General features: G+C 59.3%; 23 protein-coding genes. 13 read left to right on the top strand and 10 right to left on the bottom strand.

What is annotated here, in order from left to right; all coding sequences use genetic code 11:
* The coding region (locus tag HWW83_RS23845) for an FKBP-type peptidyl-prolyl cis-trans isomerase N-terminal domain-containing protein (protein ID WP_176589635.1) at positions 1–919 on the top strand (919 nt) is incomplete at its 5' end.
* A 36-nt stretch (positions 920–955) separates the two neighbouring features.
* Here the strand turns inward: HWW83_RS23845 and cmoB are convergent.
* From cmoB to HWW83_RS23820, 5 genes are all read right to left on the bottom strand, one after another.
* Positions 956–1,927: a tRNA 5-methoxyuridine(34)/uridine 5-oxyacetic acid(34) synthase CmoB gene (gene cmoB / locus HWW83_RS23840; protein ID WP_072627505.1), complete on the bottom strand. Its 972-nt coding sequence runs from the start codon at positions 1,925–1,927 to the stop codon at positions 956–958.
* Positions 1,924–2,667: a carboxy-S-adenosyl-L-methionine synthase CmoA gene (gene cmoA / locus HWW83_RS23835; RefSeq protein ID WP_033650946.1), complete on the bottom strand. Its 744-nt coding sequence runs from the start codon at positions 2,665–2,667 to the stop codon at positions 1,924–1,926. The genes cmoB and cmoA overlap by 4 nt, the downstream gene beginning before the upstream one ends.
* A 102-nt stretch (positions 2,668–2,769) precedes the next feature.
* Positions 2,770–3,165, bottom strand: a complete 396-nt coding sequence (locus HWW83_RS23830; protein ID WP_004932387.1) for an MAPEG family protein — start codon at positions 3,163–3,165, stop codon at positions 2,770–2,772.
* Positions 3,166–3,267: 102 nt separating this feature from the next.
* A complete protein-coding gene (locus HWW83_RS23825) occupies positions 3,268–4,083 on the bottom strand; it encodes a DUF72 domain-containing protein (RefSeq protein WP_089195493.1) in 816 nt (271 codons plus the stop codon).
* Between the two features lie 52 nt (positions 4,084–4,135).
* Positions 4,136–4,714, bottom strand: a complete 579-nt coding sequence (locus HWW83_RS23820) for a hydrolase (RefSeq protein ID WP_033643355.1) — start codon at positions 4,712–4,714, stop codon at positions 4,136–4,138.
* 215 nt (positions 4,715–4,929) lie between these two features.
* Between HWW83_RS23820 and HWW83_RS23815 the strand changes: the two genes are divergently transcribed.
* The 7 genes from HWW83_RS23815 (at position 4,930) to ruvB (ending at position 10,555) form a co-directional block, all read left to right on the top strand.
* Positions 4,930–5,160, top strand: a complete 231-nt coding sequence (locus HWW83_RS23815; RefSeq protein ID WP_320204121.1) for an FmdB family zinc ribbon protein — start codon at positions 4,930–4,932, stop codon at positions 5,158–5,160.
* Between the two features lie 74 nt (positions 5,161–5,234).
* Entirely contained in the window at positions 5,235–7,019 is a 1,785-nt protein-coding gene (gene aspS, locus HWW83_RS23810; RefSeq protein WP_033643354.1) for an aspartate--tRNA ligase, read from the top strand.
* Positions 7,019–7,465, top strand: a complete 447-nt coding sequence (gene nudB, locus HWW83_RS23805; RefSeq protein WP_004932373.1) for a dihydroneopterin triphosphate diphosphatase — start codon at positions 7,019–7,021, stop codon at positions 7,463–7,465. Before aspS ends, nudB begins: the two co-directional genes overlap by 1 nt.
* A 19-nt stretch (positions 7,466–7,484) precedes the next feature.
* Complete coding sequence (locus HWW83_RS23800) at positions 7,485–8,228, top strand: YebC/PmpR family DNA-binding transcriptional regulator (protein ID WP_004932370.1); 744 nt, start codon at positions 7,485–7,487, stop codon at positions 8,226–8,228.
* A gap of 57 nt (positions 8,229–8,285) precedes the next feature.
* Positions 8,286–8,807, top strand: coding sequence for a crossover junction endodeoxyribonuclease RuvC (gene ruvC, locus HWW83_RS23795; protein ID WP_004932367.1), 522 nt, complete (start codon positions 8,286–8,288; stop codon positions 8,805–8,807).
* 112 nt (positions 8,808–8,919) lie between these two features.
* Positions 8,920–9,531, top strand: a complete 612-nt coding sequence (gene ruvA, locus HWW83_RS23790) for a Holliday junction branch migration protein RuvA (RefSeq protein WP_033643353.1) — start codon at positions 8,920–8,922, stop codon at positions 9,529–9,531.
* A gap of 19 nt (positions 9,532–9,550) precedes the next feature.
* Complete coding sequence (gene ruvB, locus HWW83_RS23785) at positions 9,551–10,555, top strand: Holliday junction branch migration DNA helicase RuvB (RefSeq protein ID WP_033643352.1); 1,005 nt, start codon at positions 9,551–9,553, stop codon at positions 10,553–10,555.
* A gap of 61 nt (positions 10,556–10,616) precedes the next feature.
* Here the strand turns inward: ruvB and znuB are convergent, their stop codons facing one another.
* Both znuB and znuC read right to left on the bottom strand, forming a co-directional pair.
* Complete coding sequence (gene znuB, locus HWW83_RS23780; protein WP_033643351.1) at positions 10,617–11,402, bottom strand: zinc ABC transporter permease subunit ZnuB; 786 nt, start codon at positions 11,400–11,402, stop codon at positions 10,617–10,619.
* Positions 11,399–12,157, bottom strand: a complete 759-nt coding sequence (gene znuC, locus HWW83_RS23775) for a zinc ABC transporter ATP-binding protein ZnuC (protein ID WP_004932357.1) — start codon at positions 12,155–12,157, stop codon at positions 11,399–11,401. Before znuC ends, znuB begins: the two co-directional genes overlap by 4 nt.
* Positions 12,158–12,235: 78 nt before the next feature.
* Here znuC and znuA point away from each other — a divergent pair, with 78 nt between their 5' ends.
* The 3 genes from znuA to lpxM all read left to right on the top strand — a co-directional run bounded on the left by znuA (position 12,236) and on the right by lpxM (position 15,642).
* Positions 12,236–13,180, top strand: coding sequence for a zinc ABC transporter substrate-binding protein ZnuA (gene znuA / locus HWW83_RS23770; RefSeq protein ID WP_089197701.1), 945 nt, complete (start codon positions 12,236–12,238; stop codon positions 13,178–13,180).
* 20 nt (positions 13,181–13,200) lie between these two features.
* The gene (gene mepM / locus HWW83_RS23765; RefSeq protein WP_033643350.1) at positions 13,201–14,523 is read left to right on the top strand and encodes a murein DD-endopeptidase MepM; all 1,323 of its coding nucleotides are present in this window, start codon (positions 13,201–13,203) and stop codon (positions 14,521–14,523) included.
* 150 nt (positions 14,524–14,673) lie between these two features.
* Complete coding sequence (gene lpxM / locus HWW83_RS23760) at positions 14,674–15,642, top strand: lauroyl-Kdo(2)-lipid IV(A) myristoyltransferase (RefSeq protein ID WP_042785718.1); 969 nt, start codon at positions 14,674–14,676, stop codon at positions 15,640–15,642.
* A 49-nt stretch (positions 15,643–15,691) separates the two neighbouring features.
* On the opposite strand, the gene HWW83_RS23755 is transcribed toward lpxM, so the two are convergent.
* The 3 genes from HWW83_RS23755 to HWW83_RS23745 all read right to left on the bottom strand — a co-directional run bounded on the left by HWW83_RS23755 (position 15,692) and on the right by HWW83_RS23745 (position 19,163).
* On the bottom strand, positions 15,692–16,573 hold the full coding sequence (locus HWW83_RS23755) for a leucine-rich repeat domain-containing protein (RefSeq protein ID WP_176589634.1): 882 nt from the start codon (positions 16,571–16,573) through the stop codon (positions 15,692–15,694).
* 84 nt (positions 16,574–16,657) lie between these two features.
* Positions 16,658–18,100 carry a pyruvate kinase gene (gene pyk, locus HWW83_RS23750; RefSeq protein ID WP_019452801.1) on the bottom strand — a complete coding sequence of 481 codons (1,443 nt, stop codon included), beginning with the start codon at positions 18,098–18,100 and terminating at the stop codon, positions 16,658–16,660.
* A gap of 190 nt (positions 18,101–18,290) precedes the next feature.
* Positions 18,291–19,163 (bottom strand): MurR/RpiR family transcriptional regulator, encoded by an 873-nt coding sequence (locus tag HWW83_RS23745; protein WP_033643347.1) that lies wholly within the window; start codon positions 19,161–19,163, stop codon positions 18,291–18,293.
* A gap of 447 nt (positions 19,164–19,610) precedes the next feature.
* On the opposite strand from HWW83_RS23745, the gene zwf reads away from it, so the two are divergent.
* Together zwf and HWW83_RS23735 are read left to right on the top strand one after the other, a co-directional pair.
* Positions 19,611–21,086: a glucose-6-phosphate dehydrogenase gene (zwf, locus tag HWW83_RS23740; protein WP_033643346.1), complete on the top strand. Its 1,476-nt coding sequence runs from the start codon at positions 19,611–19,613 to the stop codon at positions 21,084–21,086.
* Positions 21,087–21,240: 154 nt separating this feature from the next.
* A complete protein-coding gene (locus HWW83_RS23735) occupies positions 21,241–21,882 on the top strand; it encodes a bifunctional 4-hydroxy-2-oxoglutarate aldolase/2-dehydro-3-deoxy-phosphogluconate aldolase (RefSeq protein WP_046688494.1) in 642 nt (213 codons plus the stop codon).
* Positions 21,883–22,191 lie beyond the last annotated feature (309 nt).

Raw genomic sequence — 22,191 nt, 5'->3', positions numbered from 1 at the left:
GGCGCTGGAGCAGCAAAAGGCCGAGGCCGCCAAAGCGGCGGGTGAACTTCAGCAGCAGCTGGCGCAGCTGCAGGAAAAAAACAAGACGCAAACCGAGCAGGCTAAGGCGCTGGAACAGCGTCTGGCGGCGCTGACGGCGGAAAGCGCGCAGGCTGCGCAGCAACGGGATAAAGCGGCGCAACAGGCGGATAAAACGGCGACGGAGCTGGCGGCCGCGCATCAGGCGCAGCAAGCCTTGCGTGAGGAACTGGACGGGCTGAGATCGCGGGCCAAATGGCTGCCGGATAGGCAAGCGCTGAAGAAAAAGCCGGAGCAACAGAGCTATGCCGCCGGTGTTGCTTTGGGGCGCGATATTCAAACGATGCTGGCGGAACGTAAAAATTGGGGTATCACGCCCGACAAAACCGTGCTGCTGGCAGGCGTGATCGATACCTTCAACGGCCATTACCAGTTGAGCGATGCGCAGTTGACCAGCGCACTGGCGGAGTCGGAAAAAGCGGTGAACGACGCCAGAAACCAGGCGGCGAAGACGCAGGCCAGCAAAGGTGAGGCGTTCGTCGCCGAGTTCCAAAAGAAGAAGGGCACGCAGAAGTCGCCTTCCGGTTTCTGGTATCGCATCGATTATGCGGGTGATGAGGCCATTACGGAAAACGCGCGGGTGGATATCGTGGTGAAAGAAAGTTTAACCGACGGTCGCGTGATTCAGGATATGGATCGCAGTGGGAAGGTGATGTCCCAGCCGCTCTCCGCCTATCCGCCGTTGTTCCGCGAGGCTATCGGCCATCTGAAAAATCACGGCTCGCTGACGATGGTGGTGCCGCCGGCGTTGGCGTACGGTGAAACTGGCTATGCGCCGCAGATCCCGCCAAACGCGACGATGGTCTATGAGCTGCGGATTGTCGATGTCAGTAACGGGTGAAGGCGGGCCGGCGCAGGCCGGCCCGATTAGCGTGCGCTAGGGCTTTTTGGCGGTCAGCACGGCGCGCAGCGGCGCCGGATAGCCTTCGACCGTTTTACTGCGATCGTTCGGATCGAGGAATTCGGCCAACGATTCGCTGGTCATCCAGTCAGTGCGTCGCTGCTCTTCGAGGCTGGTGACGCACATATCGGCGATCTTCACGTCGACAAAGCCGCACTTCTCCAGCCAGCATTTCAGCGCTTCGGCGGAAGGAATGAAATACACGTTGCGCATCTGCGCATAACGATCGCCCGGCACCAGCACCTGGTGACGGTCGCCTTCCACCACCAGCGTTTCCAGCACCAGCTCACCTTCAGCCACCAGCTGATTTTTCAGCTGATGGAGATGATCGAGCGGCGAGCGGCGATGATACAGCACCCCCATCGAGAACACGGTGTCGAACGCCGCCAGATCCGGCAACTGCTCGATGCCGAGCGGCAGCAGATGGGCGCGCTGATCGCCGCCCAACAGTTTGCGCACGGCTTCAAACTGGCACAGGAACAGCTGCATCGGATCGATACCCACGGCGAAGTGTGCGCCAGCGCCAATCATGCGCCACAGGTGATAGCCGCTGCCACAGCCGACGTCGAGAATGGTGCGGCCGGCCAGCGGAGAAATGTGCGGCAGTACGCGATCCCATTTCCAATCGGAATGCCATTCGGTATCGATATCGATGCCATACAGCGAGAAGGGCCCTTTGCGCCACGGCATCAGGGTGCGCAGCATTTTCTCGATGCCTTCAAGCTGGCCCGGCGACAGCCCCGGCTCCATCTCGGCGCGCACGCCGTGCAGCAGATCGAGACGGGTGGGAGTCAGCGTCGGCAAATGCTCTACCGAGTTGAACCACTGCTTGAATTTGCCGTGCAGCGATTCGCGCTGCCAGGCGCTCAGCTGAGCGGGCAGCGTATCCAGCCAGTGGCTGAGGGGGCTCTTGGCAATGCGCTGATAGAAGTCACCAAACTCGATCATTGCGCATCCCCCGCTTTCAGAGCGATCAATGAACCGAAGTTGAAGCACTGGAACCACACTTCGGCATGCTCGAATCCGGCCTGTTGCAGACGCGCCTTGTGCGCTTCCACCGAGTCGGTCAGCATCACGTTTTCCAGCATGCTGCGTTTTTGGCTGATCTCCAGCTCGCTGTACCCGTTGGCGCGCTTGAAATCGTGGTGCATGTTGAACAGCAGCTCGCCGACTTCGGCGTCTTCAAAGCTGAACTTTTCCGACAGCACCAGTGCGCCGCCCGGGCGCAGGCCACGATAAATTTTTTCCAGCAGGCGCAGGCGATCGGCAGGTTCGAGGAACTGCAGCGTAAAGTTCAGCACCACCATCGAGGCGTCTTCGATGTCGATGTCGCGAATATCGGCTTCGATGACGTCGACCGGCGTGTCGGCGCGGAAGGCGTCGATATGGCGGCGGCAACGTTCCACCATCGCCGGCGAATTGTCGACGGCGACGATAGTGCAGCCGGGCACCCTGATATTCCGCCGCATCGACAGCGTCGCCGCGCCCAGCGAGCAGCCCAGGTCATACACCCGGCTGTCGGGTTGCACAAAACGTTCGGCCAGCATGCCGATCATCGAGATGATGTTGGAATAGCCGGGAACGGAGCGTTGGATCATGTCGGGAAACACTTCGGCGACGCGTTCGTCGAAGGTCCAGTCGCCCAGTTTGGCGATGGGGGCGGAGAAAAGAGTATCGCGGTTTGGCATAGCGGCAAATCAGTTCAGAATTCGAAGCTGCGTAGTCTAACAGAAAAGCGTAAAAAAGCGGAGCGGAAGCAGGCGGCGCGGCCGCCTGATGATAAAACGGGATCAATGCAGGCTGAAAATCAGATCCCAGGGCAGATAGAAGATATTTGCCAGAACCATCAACAACAAAGAGATGTAGGTCGCGGCCATGCCCGAACGACGCCAGCGAACCTCGCGGTTGCGCAAACCGTAGTAATGCACCAGTCGCCCGGCCATCAGCATCAGGCCGCAAAGGTGGATCATCCAGATTTCCGCGCCGTTCATTTCCATAATCACCAGCAATACAGCAGCGATAGGAATGTATTCAACGGCGTTGCCATGCACGCGGATGGCGGTCTGCAATTCGTAAAAACCGCCGTCGCCGTAGGCTACGCGGTACTGCATCCTTAATCTGACAACGTCATAAGAGAGTTTGATCAACAACAATGCGCCGAGCACCACATAAAGCGCGCTTACCATTTTTAACTCCGTTCCCTAACCAAAACTGGCAGCCAGCATCATAGCCGTCATTGTATTCACTGTCGCGGGGAAATATTTGATGTTATTGGTCAGATTAATAGGTCAAAACAGTGCATCTTGCTCTGGCCAGTCCGGCGGCGCAGGCAAATCGGGGATCGCCCGGCGCAGCTGCTGCCAAATTTTTTGCGCTTGCTGGGGCGAATCGCCGTTGTCCGGCGTATGAATAAACAGATACGGTTGATGCTGTTGCTGCCACAGCGGCAGTTTTTGCTGCCAGGCTTCGAACCAGCGCAGGTTGTCGGCCAATTGGTCGCCGCCGATAAAACGCACCAGCGGTTGGTCGGCGGTGACCAGCGCGTGCACCGGCAGCTTCGGTTTTTTCTGCTGGGCATCGCGCACGGCGGCGGTATGGGGGGCGGCGTGATGCACCGGGCGGCTGTCGAGGATCACCCGATTGATGCCGCGCTGATGCAGCCCCTGATTCAACGCGCGCTCTTCCTCCCCTTTGGCGAAAAATGCCGGATGACGCACTTCGACGCCGTAAGTGAACTCCTGCGGCAGGCTTTCGAAGAACTGCCACATGCGCGGCAGCTCATCGGGGCCGAAGGCGGCGGGCAACTGCAGCCACAGTTGGCCGATACGTTGATGCACCGGGCTCAGGCAGTGGTAAAACGCCTGCAGCTCGGCGGCGCAGTTGCGCAGGGCGGCCTTATGGCTGATGTCCGACGGGAATTTGAAGCAAAAGCGAAAATCGTCGCCGGTCATGTCGCGCCAGCGCTGCACGATTTCCAGCTTCGGCAGCGCATAGAAGGTGGTGTTGCCCTCCACGCAGTTGAAGTAGCGGCTGTAATCCGCCAAGTCGCGCAGCCCGATACGGTTCCAGGCTGCATGTTGCCACTGTGGCAGTCCGATGTAGATCACGACTTGTCTTCCTTTACTTATGCTTGGCTTATCAGGCTACAACTTAACGTTACCGGTCGAGCGCGGCAAGAATTTCGCCGGTGTCGCGCACCCGCGCTAAACGCGGGAAGATGTGTTCGAACGCGAAACGGTGCATTTCCGCGTTCTGCGCGCTGCAGACGTCTTCGGCGATCACCAGCTCATAGCCGTGTTCCCAGGCGGCGCGGGCGGTGGATTCCACGCCGATATTGGTGGATATGCCGCCCAAGACTACGGATTTGATGCCGCGACGGCGCAGCTGCAAGTCCAGATCGGTGCCGTAGAAGGCGCCCCATTGGCGCTTGGTGATCAGAATATCGCTGTCGCAGACCGCCAGCGGCGCGGGGAACTCCCACCAGGTGGCCGGCAAACCGCCGGCGGGCGCGGGAGCCGGTTTATCCACCGGTTGTTTCAGCGCCTCGGCGAAGGAGTCTGACCAACCGACGCGCACCAACAGCACCGGCGCGCCCAGCATGCGAAAACGCGCGGCCAGCAGGGCGGCGTTCGCCACCACCTGGTCGGCGCCGTGCGGGCCGCCGGCGTAGGGCAGAATGCCGTTTTGCAAATCGATCAGCACCAGAGCGGTGGTTTGGGCGTCAAGTTTCAGCATGGATTTCATCTCGTTGCGAAGTGGATAAAAACTGTTCGGCGCGTCGGGCGAGCTGCGTTCGGCGCAAAACCGGGGGAGAATCAGGCTACGTGAAAAAACTGTCGCAGGTTAATGGGAAATTTGTTAACCGATGTGTTGATTCGAACAAAAACGCGCCATTTAGTGCAGTAACAATGCTGTGTTCGCACTTATCGGGCGGATGAATTTCCTTTATAATGACTCCCTTTTTTCAACACTCTTTAATCCAACGACCTATGCCGATTTATGAATATGCATGTGGTGCTTGCAACCATCGGTTAGAGAAATTGCAAAAATTTTCCGATGCGCCGCTGGCAGACTGCCCGGCGTGTGGGCAGCCCGCGTTGACCAAGTTGATTTCATCTTCCGGTTTCCAGCTTAAGGGCACCGGCTGGTATGCGACGGATTTTAAACCGGGTAACAAGTAGAATTTATCAGATAACAGCCGCGCGACAGGGGCGCACTAGCCCGGCGCGGCATCGGCTGTGTAAAAGGATAGCGTATGCGTACTGAATATTGCGGGCAGTTGAATCTGTCCCACGTGGGCCAGGAAGTCACTCTGTGTGGTTGGGTCAATCGTCGTCGCGATCTCGGCGGCCTGATCTTTATTGATATGCGCGACCGCGAAGGCATCGTGCAGGTGTTCTTCGATCCGGACGAGAAAGTGGCGTTCGACAAGGCCTACGACCTGCGCAATGAGTTCTGCATCCAGATCGTCGGCACCGTGCGTGCGCGTCCGGACAGCCAGATCAATAAAGATATGGCCACCGGCGAAGTGGAAGTGTTTGCCCACGCGCTCGAGATCATCAACCGCTCCGAGCCGCTGCCGCTGGACTCCAACCAGGTCAACAGCGAAGAAGCGCGCCTGAAATACCGCTACCTGGATCTGCGCCGCCCGGAAATGGCCGAGCGTCTGAAGACCCGCGCCAAAATCACCAGCTTCGTGCGCCGCTTCATGGACAGCCACGGCTTCCTCGACATCGAAACGCCGATGCTGACCAAAGCGACGCCGGAAGGCGCCCGCGATTACCTGGTGCCGAGCCGCGTGCACAAGGGCAAATTCTACGCGTTGCCGCAGTCTCCGCAGCTGTTTAAACAGCTGCTGATGATGTCCGGCTTCGATCGTTACTATCAGATCGTCAAATGCTTCCGTGACGAAGACCTGCGTGCGGACCGTCAGCCTGAATTTACCCAGATCGACGTCGAAACCTCCTTCATGACCGCCGACCAGGTGCGTGAAGTGATGGAGAAACTGGCGCGTGAACTGTGGCTGGACGTGAAGGGTGTGGATCTGGGCGATTTCCCGGTCATGACCTTCGCCGAAGCGATGCGTCGCTTTGGTTCCGATAAGCCGGACCTGCGTAACCCGCTGGAGCTGGTGGACGTGGCCGACCTGGTCAAGGACGTCGAGTTCAAAGTGTTCTCCGGCCCGGCCAACGACGCCAAAGGCCGCGTGGCGGCGATCCGCGTACCGGGCGGCGCACAGCTGACCCGCAAGCAGATCGACGAGTACGGCGCTTTCGTCAACATCTACGGCGCGAAAGGCCTGGCCTGGCTGAAGGTCAACGACCGCGCCGCCGGCATGGAAGGCGTGCAGAGCCCGATCGCCAAATTCCTCAGCGCGGAAGTGCTGGAAGCTGTCCTGGCGCGTACCGACGCGCAGACCGGCGACATCCTGTTCTTCGGCGCAGACAGCTTCAAGATTGTCACCGATGCGATGGGCGCGCTGCGCCTGAAGCTGGGGCGCGATCTGGGGCTGACCCAACTCGACAGCTGGGCGCCGCTGTGGGTGGTCGACTTCCCGATGTTCGAAGAAGACGAAGAGGGCGGCCTGGCGGCGATGCACCACCCGTTCACCTCGCCGCGCGACATGAGCCCGGAAGAGCTGGCCGCAGCGCCGGTCAACGCTATCGCCAACGCTTATGACATGGTCATCAACGGTTACGAAGTGGGCGGCGGTTCGGTGCGTATTCACCGCAGCGAAATGCAGCAGACGGTATTCAGCATTCTGGGCATCGACGAACACGAACAGCGCGAGAAGTTCGGCTTCCTGCTGGACGCACTGAAGTACGGCACGCCGCCGCACGCCGGCCTGGCCTTCGGCCTGGACCGTCTGGTGATGCTGCTGACCGGCACCGACAATATCCGCGACGTGATCGCCTTCCCGAAAACCACCGCGGCGGCCTGTCTGATGACCGACGCCCCGAGCTTCGCCAACCCGGCGTCGCTGCAGGAGCTGGCGATCAGCGTGGTAAAGAAAGCCGGTGCGGAACAAGAGAGCGAGTGATGAGTTATAAGCGCCCTGAATCTATCCTGGTAGTGATTTACGCGAAATCCAGTGGTCGGGTGCTGATGTTACAGCGGCGCGACGATACCGAGTTCTGGCAGTCGGTCACCGGCAGTCTGGAGCAGGATGAGTCGCCACCGCATGCCGCGCGGCGTGAAGTTATGGAAGAAGTCGGCATCGATATCGAAGCAGAGCACCTGCCGTTGTTCGATTGCCAACGCTGCGTGGAGTTTGAACTCTTTGTCCATTTGCGACATCGCTATGCGCCGGGAACCACGCGCAATAAAGAGCACTGGTTCTGTCTGGCGTTGCCCGAGGAGCGCGATCCGGTGATTACCGAGCATCACGCTTACCAATGGCTTGAGGCGGCCGAGGCCGTGAAGTTGACCAAGTCGTGGAGCAATCAGCAGGCGATTGAAGAGTTCGTGATCAATTCAGTCCAGTAGTTTTTTTCGGAGATTTTTTATGGCAGGTCATAGTAAGTGGGCCAACACAAAGCACCGTAAAGCGGCGCAGGACGCCAAGCGCGGTAAAATTTTCACCAAGATTATTCGTGAGCTGGTCACTGCCGCGAAGCTGGGCGGAGGCGATCCGGATTCCAACCCGCGTCTGCGCGCGGCGATGGACAAGGCGCTGTCGAACAACATGACGCGCGACACCATGAACCGGGCGATCGCGCGTGGCGTGGGCGGCGATGATGATACCAACATGGAAACCATCATCTACGAAGGCTACGGCCCTGGCGGCACCGCCGTCATGATCGAATGCCTGAGTGACAACCGTAACCGCACCGTGGCGGAAGTGCGTCACGCCTTCACCAAATGCGGCGGCAACCTGGGTACCGACGGTTCCGTTGCCTACCTGTTCACCAAGAAGGGCGTAATCACTTACGCACCGGGCCTGGATGAAGACAGCGTGATGGAAGCGGCGCTGGAAGCCGGTGCGGAAGACATCGTGACCTATGACGATGGCGCCATCGACGTGTTCACCGCCTGGGAAAGCCTGGGCGCGGTGAAAGACGCGCTGACCGCGGCGGGCTTCGAAGCCGAAGCGGCGGAAGTGTCGATGATCCCATCGACCAAGGCCGACATGGACGCAGAAACGGCGCCTAAGCTGCTGCGCCTGATCGATATGCTGGAAGACTGCGACGACGTGCAGGAAGTTTACCATAACGGTGAGATCTCCGACGAAGTGGCGGCGACGCTGTAATCCGGTAAAACTGGCGCCGCCATCAGGCGGCGCCGTGCATGCAAGGTGGATGTAGATATGGCGATCATACTCGGTATCGATCCCGGCTCACGCGTCACCGGCTATGGCCTTATCCGCCAGCAGGGGCGCCAGTTGAGCTATATCGCCAGCGGCTGCATCCGCACGGTGGTGGACGACATGCCGACGCGGCTGAAGCTGATTTACGCCGGCGTCAGCGAGATCATCACCCAGTTTCAGCCAGACTTCTTCGCCATCGAACAGGTGTTTATGGCCAAGAACCCGGATTCGGCGCTCAAGCTCGGCCAGGCGCGCGGCGTCGCGATCGTCGCGGCGGTGAATCAGAATCTGGAAGTGTTCGAGTATGCGGCGCGGCAGGTCAAACAAACCGTGGTCGGCACCGGCGCAGCCGAAAAGGCGCAGGTGCAGCACATGGTGCGCTCGCTGCTCAAACTCTCGGCCAACCCGCAGGCGGACGCCGCCGATGCCCTGGCCATCGCCATCACCCACTGCCACCTCAGCCAGAACGTGCTGCGGATGAGCGAAGGGCGGCTTAACCTGGCGCGCGGGCGTTTGCGCTGACGCGAAGCGATGATTGCTCAGGCTGGATATTCATCCAGCCTTTTTTATGTTATAAGCTTTACCAGCAACGGCATGGCAGGGCGCCATGCCCGGTCATTCTGCAGGAGGGTAAATGATAGGTCGTCTCAGAGGAAATATTCTGGAAAAGCAGCCGCCGCTGGTGTTATTGGAGGCGAACGGCGTGGGCTATGAAGTGCACATGCCGATGACCTGCTTTTACGAGCTGCCGGAACTGGGGCAAGAGGCCATCGTGTTTACCCACTTCGTGGTGCGCGAAGACGCGCAGCTGCTGTATGGTTTCAACGATAAGCAAGAGCGCGCGCTGTTCCGCGAGCTGATCAAGGTCAACGGCGTCGGGCCGAAACTGGCGCTCGCGATCCTGTCGGGCATGTCCGCGCAGCAGTTCGTCAGCGCGGTGGAGCGTGAAGAGATCACCGCGCTGGTCAAGCTGCCGGGCGTGGGCAAGAAAACCGCCGAACGCCTGGTGGTAGAGATGAAAGACCGCTTCAAAGGGCTCAACGGCGATCTGTTCAACAGCAGCGAGATCAGCTTGCCGTCCGCCGCTGAGAAAGCGCCTGAGGCGGATGCGGAGGCCGAAGCGGTCTCCGCATTGGTGGCGCTGGGCTATAAGCCGCAGGAAGCCAGCCGCATGGTCAGCAAAATTGCCAAACCGGGTGCCGACTGCGAGACCCTGATCCGCGACGCGTTGCGCGCTGCTTTGTAAGGCCGCTAAGAGGTAGATAATGATTGAAGCCGATCGCCTGATCTCCGCCGAACCGCTCAACGAGGAAGAAGTCCTCGATCGCGCCATTCGCCCCAAGCTGTTGACCGAATACGTTGGCCAGCCGCACGTGCGCGAGCAGATGGAGATTTTCATCCAGGCGGCCAAGCAGCGCGGCGACGCGCTCGACCACCTGCTGATCTTCGGTCCGCCGGGGCTGGGGAAAACCACCCTGGCCAACATCGTGGCCAACGAAATGGGCGTGAATTTGCGTACCACCTCCGGCCCGGTGCTGGAGAAGGCGGGCGATCTGGCGGCGATGCTGACCAACCTTGAACCGCATGACGTGTTGTTCATCGATGAGATTCACCGTCTGTCACCGGTGGTGGAAGAGGTGCTGTATCCGGCGATGGAAGACTATCAGCTGGATATCATGATCGGCGAAGGGCCGGCGGCGCGCTCGATTAAGCTCGATCTGCCGCCGTTTACCTTGGTGGGTGCAACCACCCGCGCCGGTTCGCTGACCTCACCGCTGCGCGATCGCTTCGGCATTGTCCAGCGGCTGGAGTTTTATCAGGTGGCCGATCTGCAGCACATCGTCTCGCGCAGCGCCGGCTGTCTGGGGCTGGAGCTGTCCGACGAGGGCGCCCATGAAGTGGCCCGCCGCGCGCGCGGCACGCCGCGTATCGCCAACCGTCTGTTGCGCCGGGTGCGCGACTTCGCCGAAGTGCGTGCCAACGGTGTGATCAGCGGCGCGGTGGCGGCGCAGGCGCTCGATATGCTCAACGTCGATGCCGAAGGCTTCGACTATATGGATCGCAAACTGCTGTTGGCGATTATCGACAAGTTTACCGGCGGCCCGGTCGGGTTGGATAACCTGGCGGCGGCGATCGGCGAAGAGCGCGAGACCATCGAAGACGTGATCGAGCCGTTCCTGATCCAGCAGGGCTTTATCCAGCGCACGCCGCGCGGCCGTCTGGCGACGCAGCACGCCTACCGGCATTTCGGCCTCGAACGCGAAGCGTAAATTTTTAATCCGCCAATAAGAAAGGGCCGCAGATGCGGCCCTTGTCATATCCCGGTTTTAATCAAGCCTGCTGTTTTTTAAACAGGCTCAGCGTGAACAGCACGGCGGCGCAGAGCACCACCGAAGGGCCGGCAGGCGTATCGTAAAACGCCGAGAAGGTCAGGCCACCGGTAACCGCCACCATCCCGAGCAGCACCGCGATGCCCGCCATCTGCTCCGGCGTGCGCGCGAAGCGGCGAGCGGTGGCCGCCGGGATGATCAGCAGCGAGGTGATGATCAGCGCGCCGACGAATTTCATCGCCAGACCGATGGTCAAGGCGGTGACCAGCATCAGCACGGTGCGCGCCCGCGCCAGATTGACGCCGTCGACGTGCGCCAGCTCAGGGCTGATGGTCATCGACAGCAGATCGCGCCATTGCCACCACAACACCAATAGCACCACGGCGACGCCGCCGGCGATCATCACGATGTCGCTCAGCGTGACCGACAGCAGATCGCCGAACAGATAGGCCATCAGATCGACCCGCACGTTGGACATCAGCGCCACCACCACCAGCCCCAGCGACAGCGCGCTGTGGGCCAGAATGCCGAGCAGCGTATCCACCGAGAGCTGCGGGCGGCGCTCCAGCCACACCAGGGCCAGGGCCAGCAGCAGCGTAATGGCGATCACCGCATAGAAAGGATTGATGTCCAGCAGCAGACCGAAGGCGACGCCGAGCAGCGAGGCGTGCGCCAGGGTATCGCCGAAGTAGGACATGCGGCGCCAGACCACAAAGGAGCCCAGCGGCCCGGCGGCGCCGGCCAACAACACCCCGGCCAGCCAGCCGGGAAGTAACAATTCGATCATGCTTCGCGGCTCCCGGTTTTCTTCAAGACAATTCTTCCCTGCAGGTCGTGACGGTGGTTGTGATGGTGGCGATACACCGCCAGCTGCTCTGCGCCGCGGTTGCCGAACATGGCGATGAATTCGGGATGCATCGAGACCACCTCCGGCGCGCCGGAGCAGCAGATGTGCTGATTGAGGCACAACACCTCGTCGGTTTTCGCCATCACCAGATGCAGATCGTGCGAGACCATCAGCACGGCGCACCCCAGCTCCTTGCGCAGCTGATCGATCAGATCGTACAGCGCCAGTTGGCCATTGACGTCCACCCCTTGCGTGGGTTCGTCCAGCACCAGCAGCTGCGGTTTATTCAGCAGCGCTCGCGCCAGCAGCACGCGCTGGTTTTCGCCGCCGGAGAGCTTTTGCATGGGCTGGTCGAGCAGGTGGGCGGCGTGCACGCGTTTGAGCGCCGGCAGAATGTCGGCTTTCTTTACGCCCGGCTTCAGGCGCATAAAGCGGCTGACGGTCAATGGCAGGGTAGCGTCGAGGTGCAGCTTTTGCGGCACGTAGCCGATGCGCAGATCGGGCTCACGCTCCAGCGTGCCGGCGGTCGGTTTTACCAATCCCAGCACTACGCGCACCAGCGTGGATTTACCCGCGCCGTTCGGGCCCAGCAGGGTAAGAATGCGGCCAGGCTGCAGGCTGAGGGAAATATTCGACAGCACCTTGCGGCTGCCGAAGGCGACGGAGATATTTTTTAGCGTTATCAGTGTAGACATCTCGAGATTACAGGTTGCAGAACGAAGCGAATGTTATAATATCACGCCTTGTTGATGAAAACGATGGGATTACTGATGATGGCACAGAAAAATAAATGGCTGCAGCGCACGCTGCTGGCCAGCGCACTCGTGATGGCCGGCCCGCTGAGCAGCGCTTCCGCGGCGGTGGTGACGACGATTCGTCCGCTGGGCTTTATCGCTTCGGCTATCGCCGACGGCGTGACGCCGACCGAGGTGCTGCTGCCGGATGGTGCTTCGCCGCACGACTTCGCGCTGCGGCCTTCCGATATTCAGCGTTTGCGTTCTGCCGACCTGGTGCTGTGGGTCGGACCGGACATGGAAGCGTTCCTGACCAAGGCGCTGGTGCCTATCTCGGCAACCCGCAAACTCGCCATCAGCGAACTGCCCGCGGTGAAGCCGCTGCTGATGAAAGGCGAAGAAGACGACGATCATGATCATGCAGGCGAGGCGCATAACCATGCTGATGACGATCATGGGCATCATCACGGCGAGTACAATATGCACGTTTGGCTGTCGCCGGAGGTGGCAAAAGTGACCGCGATCGCGATTCACGACAGATTGTTGGAACTTATGCCGCAAAATAAGGACAAATTAGACGCAAACCTGCGCCAGTTCGAGAATCTGCTGACGCAAACTGACAAAAATGTTGGTAACATGCTTACGCCTGTGCAAGGTAAGGGTTATTTTGTTTTTCATGATGCTTACGGCTACTTTGAGAAACACTACGGTTTGAGTCCGCTGGGCCATTTCACCGTCAATCCCGAAATTCAGCCTGGAGCACAGCGCCTACACCAAATTCGAACACAGTTGGTTGAGCAGAAAGCGGTATGCGTTTTTGCTGAGCCACAATTCAGGCCGGCCGTAATCAATGCCGTCGCCAAGGGTACCACTGTGCGTTCCGGAACGCTGGACCCGCTGGGCATCGGCATCGCGCTGGGGAAGGACAGCTACGGGAAATTCCTGACACAGCTGTCAAGCCAGTACGTGAGCTGCCTGAAGTAAGCTTATGAGGATAATATCGAGTGCAGCAGATAGTCCGAACTATCGCTCTGGCGTATAACAACCTGCCACGGCCCCACCGCGTCATGCTGGGGTCGCTGACAGTCGTCACATTGGCCGTCGCTGTTTGGCGGCCTTTTGTTTACCACCCAGAACACAATCCCATCGCCAAGAGCGTCGAGTTAGAATCCAGCCAGTTGCGGTCATTGCTCCCCGAAGCCAGTGAACCGATAGATGCCGACCAACCCACCCCCGATGACGAAATCCCGCAGGATGAGCTGGACCAGAAGGATGCCGGCGATGATGGCGTGCATGAATATGTGGTTTCCACCGGCGATACCCTCGGCAGCATTCTGACGCAGTACGGCATCGATATGTCGGATGTCACGCTGCTGGCTTCGCAAAACCGCGATCTGCGCAACCTGAAGATCGGCCAACAGCTGTCGTGGACCGTGAACGAAGCGGGCGATCTGCAGCAGTTGACCTGGGAGGTTTCTCGTCGCGAAACCCGCACCTACGATCGCGTCGGCAACAGCTTCAAAGAGTCGAAAGAGGCGCAGCAGGGCGAATGGCGCAACAATGTGATCAGCGGCCGCGTTAACGGCAGCTTCGTCAGCAGCGCCGGCGACGCCGGGTTGAGCCGTAACGAAATCAATGCGGTGATCAAGGCGCTGCAATGGCAGCTCGATTTCCGCAAACTGCGCAAGGGCGACCAGTTCTCCGTGCTGATGTCGCGCGAACATTTCGACGGCAAGAAATCGCAAAGCCAACTGTTGGGCGTGCGTCTGCGCACGGGCGGCAAAGATTACTACGCGATCCGCGCCGAGGACGGCAAGTTCTACGATCGCCAGGGCTCTGGCCTGGCGCGCGGCTTCATGCGTTTCCCGACCATGAAACAGTTCCGCATCTCCTCCAACTTCAACCCGCGCCGGGTGAACCCGGTGACCGGCCGCGTGGCGCCGCACAAAGGCGTCGATTTTGCCATGCCGGTCGGCACGCCGGTGCTGGCGGTCGGCGACGGCGAGGTGGTGATCGCCAAGCGCAGCGGCGCAGCGGGCAACTATGTGGCGATCCGCCACGGCCGCCAATACACCACGCGCTACATGCACCTGAAAAAGCTGCTGGTGAAACCGGGCCAGAAGGTGAAGCGTGGCGATCGCATAGCGCTCTCCGGCAACACCGGCCGTTCCACCGGGCCGCACCTGCACTTTGAACTGTGGACCGGTCAACAGGCGGTGAACCCGCTGACGGCCAAACTGCCGCGTTCCGAAGGCCTGAGCGGCAAAGACCGCAGCGATTATCTGGCGCAGGTGAAGGAAGTGGTTCCTCAGCTGCAACTGGATTAACGTCCCCCTTTTTCCGGCGCTTCGGCGCCGCTAATTTCATCGGCCTGATTGCGGGCCGATGCTGTTTTATCTGGGCGGTTCGCGGTTGTTAATTGCAAAATTGGTGATGGCAATTATGATTAGCCGAATTGCTAAGCGAAGAGCATGTGCATGCAAAACGAGAAGAAATCGAACGTAGAGTTCATCCCGCAGTTTCAAAAAGCCTTTTTATACCCGCGCTACTGGGGCGTGTGGCTGGGAACCGGCCTGATGGCCGGCGTTTCGCTGGTGCCTGCGCGCCTGCGCGATCCGGTGCTGGGGGCGATCGGCACACTGGCCGGCAAGCTGGCGAAAGGGGCGCGTCGTCGTGCCCGCATCAACCTGTTGTATTGCTTGCCGGAACTGCCGGAAAGCGAGCGTGAGCACATTATCGACCAGATGTTCGCCTGTGCGCCGCAGTCGATGGTGCTGATGGCGGAACTGGCCTGCACCAAACCGGAAAAAGTGCTCAAGCGCGTGCGTTGGCACGGCGAAGAGGTGTTGGACAAGATCCGAGCGGAAGGGCGTAACGTGATTTTCCTGGTGCCACATGGCTGGGCGGTGGATGTGCCGGCGATGTTGATGGCCGCGCGCGGTCAACCGATGGCGGCGATGTTCCACAATCAGCGCAATCAGCTGATCGACTACCTGTGGAATGCCGTGCGTCGTAAATTCGGCGGCCGCATGCACGCGCGCAATGACGGCATCAAACCGTTTATCAGTTCGGTTCGCCAGGGATATTGGGGTTACTATCTGCCCGATCAGGATCACGGTGCTGAGCACAGTGAGTTTGTCGACTTCTTCGCCACCTATAAGGCGACGTTGCCGGCGGTCGGGCGGTTGATGAAAGTGTGTCGTGCGGCGATCGTGCCGTTGTTCCCGGTGTACGACGGCAAAACCAGCATGCTGGATATTTATATTCGCGAGCCGATGGACGATCTGGCCGAAGCGGACGATCCGCGCATTGCCCGCCGCATGAACGAAGAGGTGGAGAATCTGGTGGGCCCGAACCCGGAGCAGTACACCTGGATCCTCAAACTGTTGAAGACGCGCAAGGAAGGGGAGATTGAACCCTACTCGCGCGACGATCTGTATCGTTAATCCTATCTACCGCTAACGCCGGTCGGGCCACACCCTGGCCGGCGTCACTTCAGATGTGCACCATACAGCCGCGCGCCCGCAGGATCTCAATGACGTTGGGCGTGTGGGTGAAATCATTCCAGCGCAGATCCAGCTTGCGCAGCCGGCTCAGTTCACCGAGGCTTTCCGGCAGATCGCTCAGGCGGTTGGCGCGCAGATCCAGACTTCTCAGCGCCGTGAGCTCACCGATATTTTCCGGCAGGCGCGTCAGTTGATTAAAACGCAGGTTCAGCTCGCTCAATCGCGGCAGGCGGCAGAAGGCTGCCGGCAGTTCGGTGATGGCATTGTTGGCCGCATCGAGTATTTCAAGCTCGCCGAGCAGAGCCATTTCCGCCGGCAGCGTGGTCAGGGCATTTTTCATGATATGCAACTCGCGCAGCGCGCGCAGTTGCCCGATTTCGTCGGGCAGGCTGCGGATGCGATTGTTGTATAAACGCAGCTCCTGCAACGCCGCCAGCCTCGGTATTGCCTGCGGCAAGGCGGTCAGCTGGTTATCGGTCGCGTTGAGGTAAACCAACTGCTGCAGTTGCGCCAGCGCACGCGGCAGGTCGCTAAAACCGTTATCGCTCAGGTAGAGGTATTTCAGCCGGTGCAGCTGCCCCAATGTTTCAGGCAGTTCGCTCGCGCGGTTGTGACCAAAATCGAACATCTCGAGCTGTTGCAACTGACCTATCTCCGGCGGCAGACGCTCGAGCTGATTGCAAGAGATGTTCAGCACCCGCAGATTCTGGTGCCGGAATAGGGGAGTAGGGAAGGCCGTCAGCTGATTGTTGTACAGGCTGACCTTGCGCAGCGCGTGGCCGGCAAACAGCGATTCGTCGAGCTGCGTCAGGCCGCGTCCATCGAGCTCGAGCTCATCATAGGTCGAGGCGGGATTGTGCTGGTGGAGCATGGCGTTCTCCGTCGTAATGGCAGTGTCAGAGCAAAAAAAATGCCGGCCTAGGTGAGCCGGCCGGCATTTCGTCTGCGGCGTGAATTACTCGACGCGCAGGATACGGCTGGTATTGGTGGTGCCGACGGTTTCCATCACGTCGCCCTGGGTGACGATCACCAGATCGCCGGAGACCAGGAAGCCTTTGTCGCGCAGGCGATTGACGGCTTCGTTGGCGGCGATGACGCCGTCTTTGTGGCTGTCGAAATACACCGGCGTCACGCCGCGATACAGCGCGGTCAGGTTAAGCGTGTGCTCATGCCGCGACATGGCGAAGATCGGCAGGCCGGAGCTGATGCGTGACATCATCAGCGCGGTGCGGCCGGACTCGGTCATGGCGATCAGCGCGGTGACGCCTTTCAGGTGGTTGGCCGCATACATCGAAGACATGGCGATCGCCTCTTCGATATTGTCGAACTGCACGTCCAGACGGTGTTTGGAAACGTTGATGCTCGGGATCTTCTCGGCGCCCAGACAAACGCGCGCCATCGCCGCCACGGTTTCCGCCGGGTATTGGCCGGCAGCGGTTTCCGCCGACAGCATGACGGCGTCGGTGCCGTCCAGCACGGCGTTGGCCACGTCCATGACTTCGGCGCGGGTCGGCATCGGGTTGGTGATCATCGACTCCATCATCTGAGTCGCGGTGATCACCGCGCGGTTCAGAGTACGGGCGCGGCGGATCAGTTTCTTCTGGATCCCGACCAGTTCCGGATCGCCGATTTCGACGCCCAGATCGCCACGGGCGACCATCACCACGTCGGAGGCCAGAATGATGTCGTCCATCGCTTCGTCGCTGCAGACCGCTTCGGCGCGCTCAACCTTGGACACGATCTTGGCGTTGCAGCCTGCGTCGCGCGCCAGGCGGCGAGCATAGTTCAGGTCTTCACCGGTGCGCGGGAAGGAGACCGCCAGGTAGTCGACGCCGATCTTGGCGGCGGTGACGATGTCCGCCTTGTCTTTTTCGGTCAGCGCTTCGGCCGACAGGCCGCCGCCGAGTTTGTTGATGCCCTTGTTGTTGGACAACGGGCCGCCAACGGTCACTTCGGTAAACACTTTCATGCCCTGAACTTCGAGCACTTTCAGCTGAACGCGGCCGTCGTCGAGCAGCAAGACGTCGCCCGGCACGACGTCGGCAGGCAGGCCTTTATAGTCGATACCGACTTTTTCTTTATCGCCTTCGCCTTTTGACAGGTTGGCGTCCAGCAGGAATTTATCGCCCACGTTGAGGAAGATTTTGCCTTCCTTGAAGGTGGAAACGCGGATTTTCGGCCCTTGCAGATCGCCAAGGATAGCGACGTGACGTCCCAGTTTGGCAGCGATTTCGCGAACTTTGTCTGCGCGAGCCTGGTGATCTTCCGGGCTGCCGTGGGAGAAGTTAAGCCGAACTACGTTGGCGCCGGCGGCAATGATCTTTTCCAGATTATTGTCGCGGTCTGTAGCCGGACCCAGGGTGGTAACGATTTTGGTTCTTCTGAGCCGTCTGGACATGTATTACTCCGTTGACTGGTGAAGCAAATATTGGTGTTGCGATAACGTCGGATAACGAAACCAGGCGTGAAATGTAATTTTACAACACTGATATTTCACCCGGGTTACCCGCATGAGCGTATTAACAGGGTACAGCCTCTGATGTCGCCATTCAAATGTCTGTTGAACGGCGACTTTTTTCTTCGTCGGGTTACGAGTCAAAACTGTTGGGAATGACTACGCCTTTATCAAAGCGCGATTCTTTGAGCGCTTCTTTGACCCGCTTCAAGTTATCTCTGAATTTAGCCCCTCTGCGCAAGGTAAATCCGGTGGCGAGCACGTCAATGAGCGTTAATTGCGCGATCCGCGACACCATCGGCATGTAAACGTCGGTGTCTTCAGGCACGTCGAGCAGCAACGCGAGGGTCGCCGCCTGGGCGAGCGGGGTATCGCGCGAGGTGATAGCCAGTACCGTGGCGTCGTTTTCTCGCGCCAGGTGGGCCATTTCCACCAGGTTCTTGGTGCGGCCGGTGTGAGAGATCAACACCACCACGTCGCCCTCGCCGGAGTTCATGCAGCTCATGCGCTGCATGACGATGTCATCGAAGTAGACCACCGGAATATTGAAGCGGAAAAATTTGTTCATCGCGTCGTGGGCCACGGCGGCGGAGGCGCCCAGACCGAAGAAAGAGATCTTTTTTGCCTGGGTGAGCAGGTCAACCGCACGATTGATTGCGGCAATATCCAAATTTGCCTTTACTGTATCCAGGCTGGCCATCACCGATTCGAAGATCTTGCTGGTGTAGGAATCGACGCTGTCATCTTCCTCGACGTTGCGGTTTACGTAGGGCGTGCCGTTAGCCAGGCTTTGGGCGAGATGCAGTTTGAAGTCGGGAAAGCCTTTGGTATCAAGGCGACGGCAAAAACGGTTGACGGTGGGTTCGCTGACGTCGGCCATGCGCGCCAGCGTGGCGATGCTGGAGTGAATGGCGGTCTGCGGGGAGGCCAGGATCACCTCGGCGACTTTCCTTTCAGATTTGCTCAGGAGCTCCAGATGGCTCTGGATTTTGTCCAGCGTATTCATATAACGAGAGTCACTCATGGTTTTATCCCTGTGGCTTTCAAGCAACAGCGCCGAATTTCGCCCGTGTTCGCCGTGCAAGCAGACGCCAAACGAGCGGCTGTAACCTGAAATCGATAGGGTATGTCGATTGCAAACAAAGGAGAAATCAATGCCGGTTTAGTGAAAATATACTACGTGCTGGTAACCGTTGGCAGTCTCGACAGGGCGTATGCAGGCTTTTTTCACCAGAATATGACCTGTGTCTAACTTTCATAATGGTAACAGAGCGTCAAAAAAGACGAAAAATTACAGTTTTGCCCGCCTGTGAGGGCGCCGGCGCGCAGTGGCGCTACCACTGAGATCTTAACGTCTTTTTTCTGCTTCTGCGCCGGGTTTGCTGGCCGTAGTCAAACAGAGTACATTAGTAATGTAAGAAAATTACAAATATCCTGCAACGAGGAGATGAACATGGCGGTAACCTCTACAGCCCAGGCGTGTGACCTGGTTATTTTCGGCGCGAAAGGTGATTTGGCGCGCCGTAAGCTGCTGCCTTCCCTGTACCAGTTAGAGAAAGCCGGACACATCCACCCGGATACGCGGATCATCGGCGTCGGCCGCGCGGAGTGGGATAAAAAAGCCTATACCGAAGTGGTCAAGGAAGCGCTTGGCACCTTCATGAAGGAAAAGCTGGATGACGAACTCTGGGCCACGCTGAGCGCGCGCCTGGACTTCTGCAATCTGGACGTCAACGACAGCAAGAACTTTACCAAACTCGGTAAAATGCTGGACCAGAAGCACCGCACCACCATCAACTACTTCGCCATGCCGCCAAGCACCTTCGGCGCCATCTGCAAAGGGTTGGGCGAAGCCAAGCTGAACCATGAGCCGGCGCGCGTGGTGATGGAGAAACCGTTGGGCACCGATCTGGCGTCCTCCCGCGTGATCAACGATCAGGTGGCGGAGTTCTTCAACGAGTCCCAGGTCTACCGCATCGACCACTACCTCGGCAAAGAGACGGTGTTGAACCTGTTGGCGCTGCGTTTCGCCAACTCGCTGTTCGCGTCCAACTGGGACAACCGCACCATCGATTCGGTGCAGATCACCGTGGCGGAAGAGGTGGGCATCGAAGGGCGCTGGGGCTACTTCGATCAGGCCGGCCAGATGCGCGACATGATCCAGAACCACCTGCTGCAGATCCTGACCATGATCGCCATGTCGCCGCCGGCGGATCTGACCACCGACCGCATCCGCGACGAGAAGGTGAAGGTGCTGCGTTCGCTGCGCCGCATCGATCAGACCAATGTACGGGAAACCACCGTGCGCGGTCAGTACACCGCCGGTTTCGTTCAGGGCAAGAAAGTGCCGGGGTATCTGGAAGAAGAAGGGGCGAACAAGAGCAGCAGCACCGAGACCTTCGTTTCCATCCGCGTGGACATCGACAACTGGCAATGGGCCGGGGTGCCGTTCTATCTGCGTACCGGTAAACGTCTGCCGACCAAATGCTCGGAAGTGGTGGTGTACTTCAAGAATCCGCCGCTTAACCTGTTCAGCGACTCTTATCAGCAGCTGCCGCAAAACAAGCTGACCATTCGTTTGCAACCGGACGAAGGCATCGAAATTCAGGTATTGAACAAGGTGCCGGGGCTGGATCACAAGCACCGCCTGCAGACTACCAAGCTGGATCTGAGTTTCTCGGAAACCTTCAACCAGGAGCACGTGGCGGACGCCTACGAGCGCCTGCTGCTGGAGACCATGCGGGGCATTCAGGCGCTGTTCGTGCGCCGTGACGAAGTGGAAGAGGCCTGGAAGTGGGTCGACTCCATCATGGACGCGTGGAAAGCCGACAACGAAGCGCCTAAGCCTTATCAGGCGGGCACCTGGGGGCCGGTGGCCTCGGTGGCGATGATCACCCGCGACGGCCGTTCCTGGAACGAGTTCGAGTAATGCGCAATGCCGGCAGCCCGTCTGCCGGCTTTTTTTTGCCTGCGATCTGCGCGTGGGCCACATCACTTACGGTACGGCCGGACGTTCGCGCGTTTGCGCGGAGCCCTGTGGCAGGGGCGTGCCATTGTTAACCGCGAGTAATGGAGAAAGAATGATGACAAACTGGAAAACCAGCGCTGAACAGATCCTGACGGCGGGGCCGGTGGTGCCTGTTATCGTGATCAACACGCTGGAACAGGCGGTGCCGCTGGCGAAAGCGTTGGTTGCCGGCGGCGTGCGGGTACTGGAGGTGACGCTGCGCACCGCCTGTGCGCTGGAGGCTATTCGCGCTATCGCCAAAGAGGTGCCGGAGGCGATCATCGGCGCCGGTACGGTGATCAATCCACAGCAGCTGCGGGAGGTGACCGAGGCCGGGGCGCAGTTCGCCATCAGCCCGGGGCTGACCGACGCTTTGCTGCAGGCGGCGACGGCGGGGTCAATCCCGTTGATCCCGGGCATCAGCACCGTATCTGAACTGATGCTGGGCATGGATTACGGCCTGCGCGAATTCAAATTCTTCCCGGCGGAAGCCAACGGCGGCGTGAAGGCGCTGCAGGCGATCGGCGGCCCGTTCCCGCAGGTGCGCTTTTGCCCGACCGGCGGCATTACGCCGAACAATTACCGCGATTATCTGGCGCTAAAAAGCGTGCTGTGCATCGGCGGCTCCTGGCTGGCGCCGGCCGATGCGCTCGAAAGCGGCGACTACGCGCGCATCACTGAACTGGCGCGCAGCGCCGTCAGCGGCGCCGCGTTGTAACCCGCGCCAGGCCTGGGGTTGGCGCTTATTTGCTCACCCGCGGATCTCGCAAGGCTCAACGCTCCGTTGGGCCTTTTTTAATTTTTATCGCGATTAACTTTCTTATTTTTAACCCGTTTTTTTCTGCTTTTTTATGAAAACGGCAGTTTGCTTTCTTATTTTGGCTATGGTAAAAATATCTCAGTTGAAAATTTTACTTTTATGAGGATATTGGGCAAATCGCACGGTGTGCGGCTGATAATAGAGAACTATTATGATGACTATTAACGGAACTACCCTCAGAACCTCTACGTGCCAACTCTTCCTGTC

Origin of the sequence: Serratia ureilytica, assembly GCF_013375155.1 — a bacterium.
GTDB classification, from domain to species: domain Bacteria; phylum Pseudomonadota; class Gammaproteobacteria; order Enterobacterales; family Enterobacteriaceae; genus Serratia; species Serratia ureilytica.
This window is presented reverse-complemented; position numbering and strand designations above follow the sequence as displayed.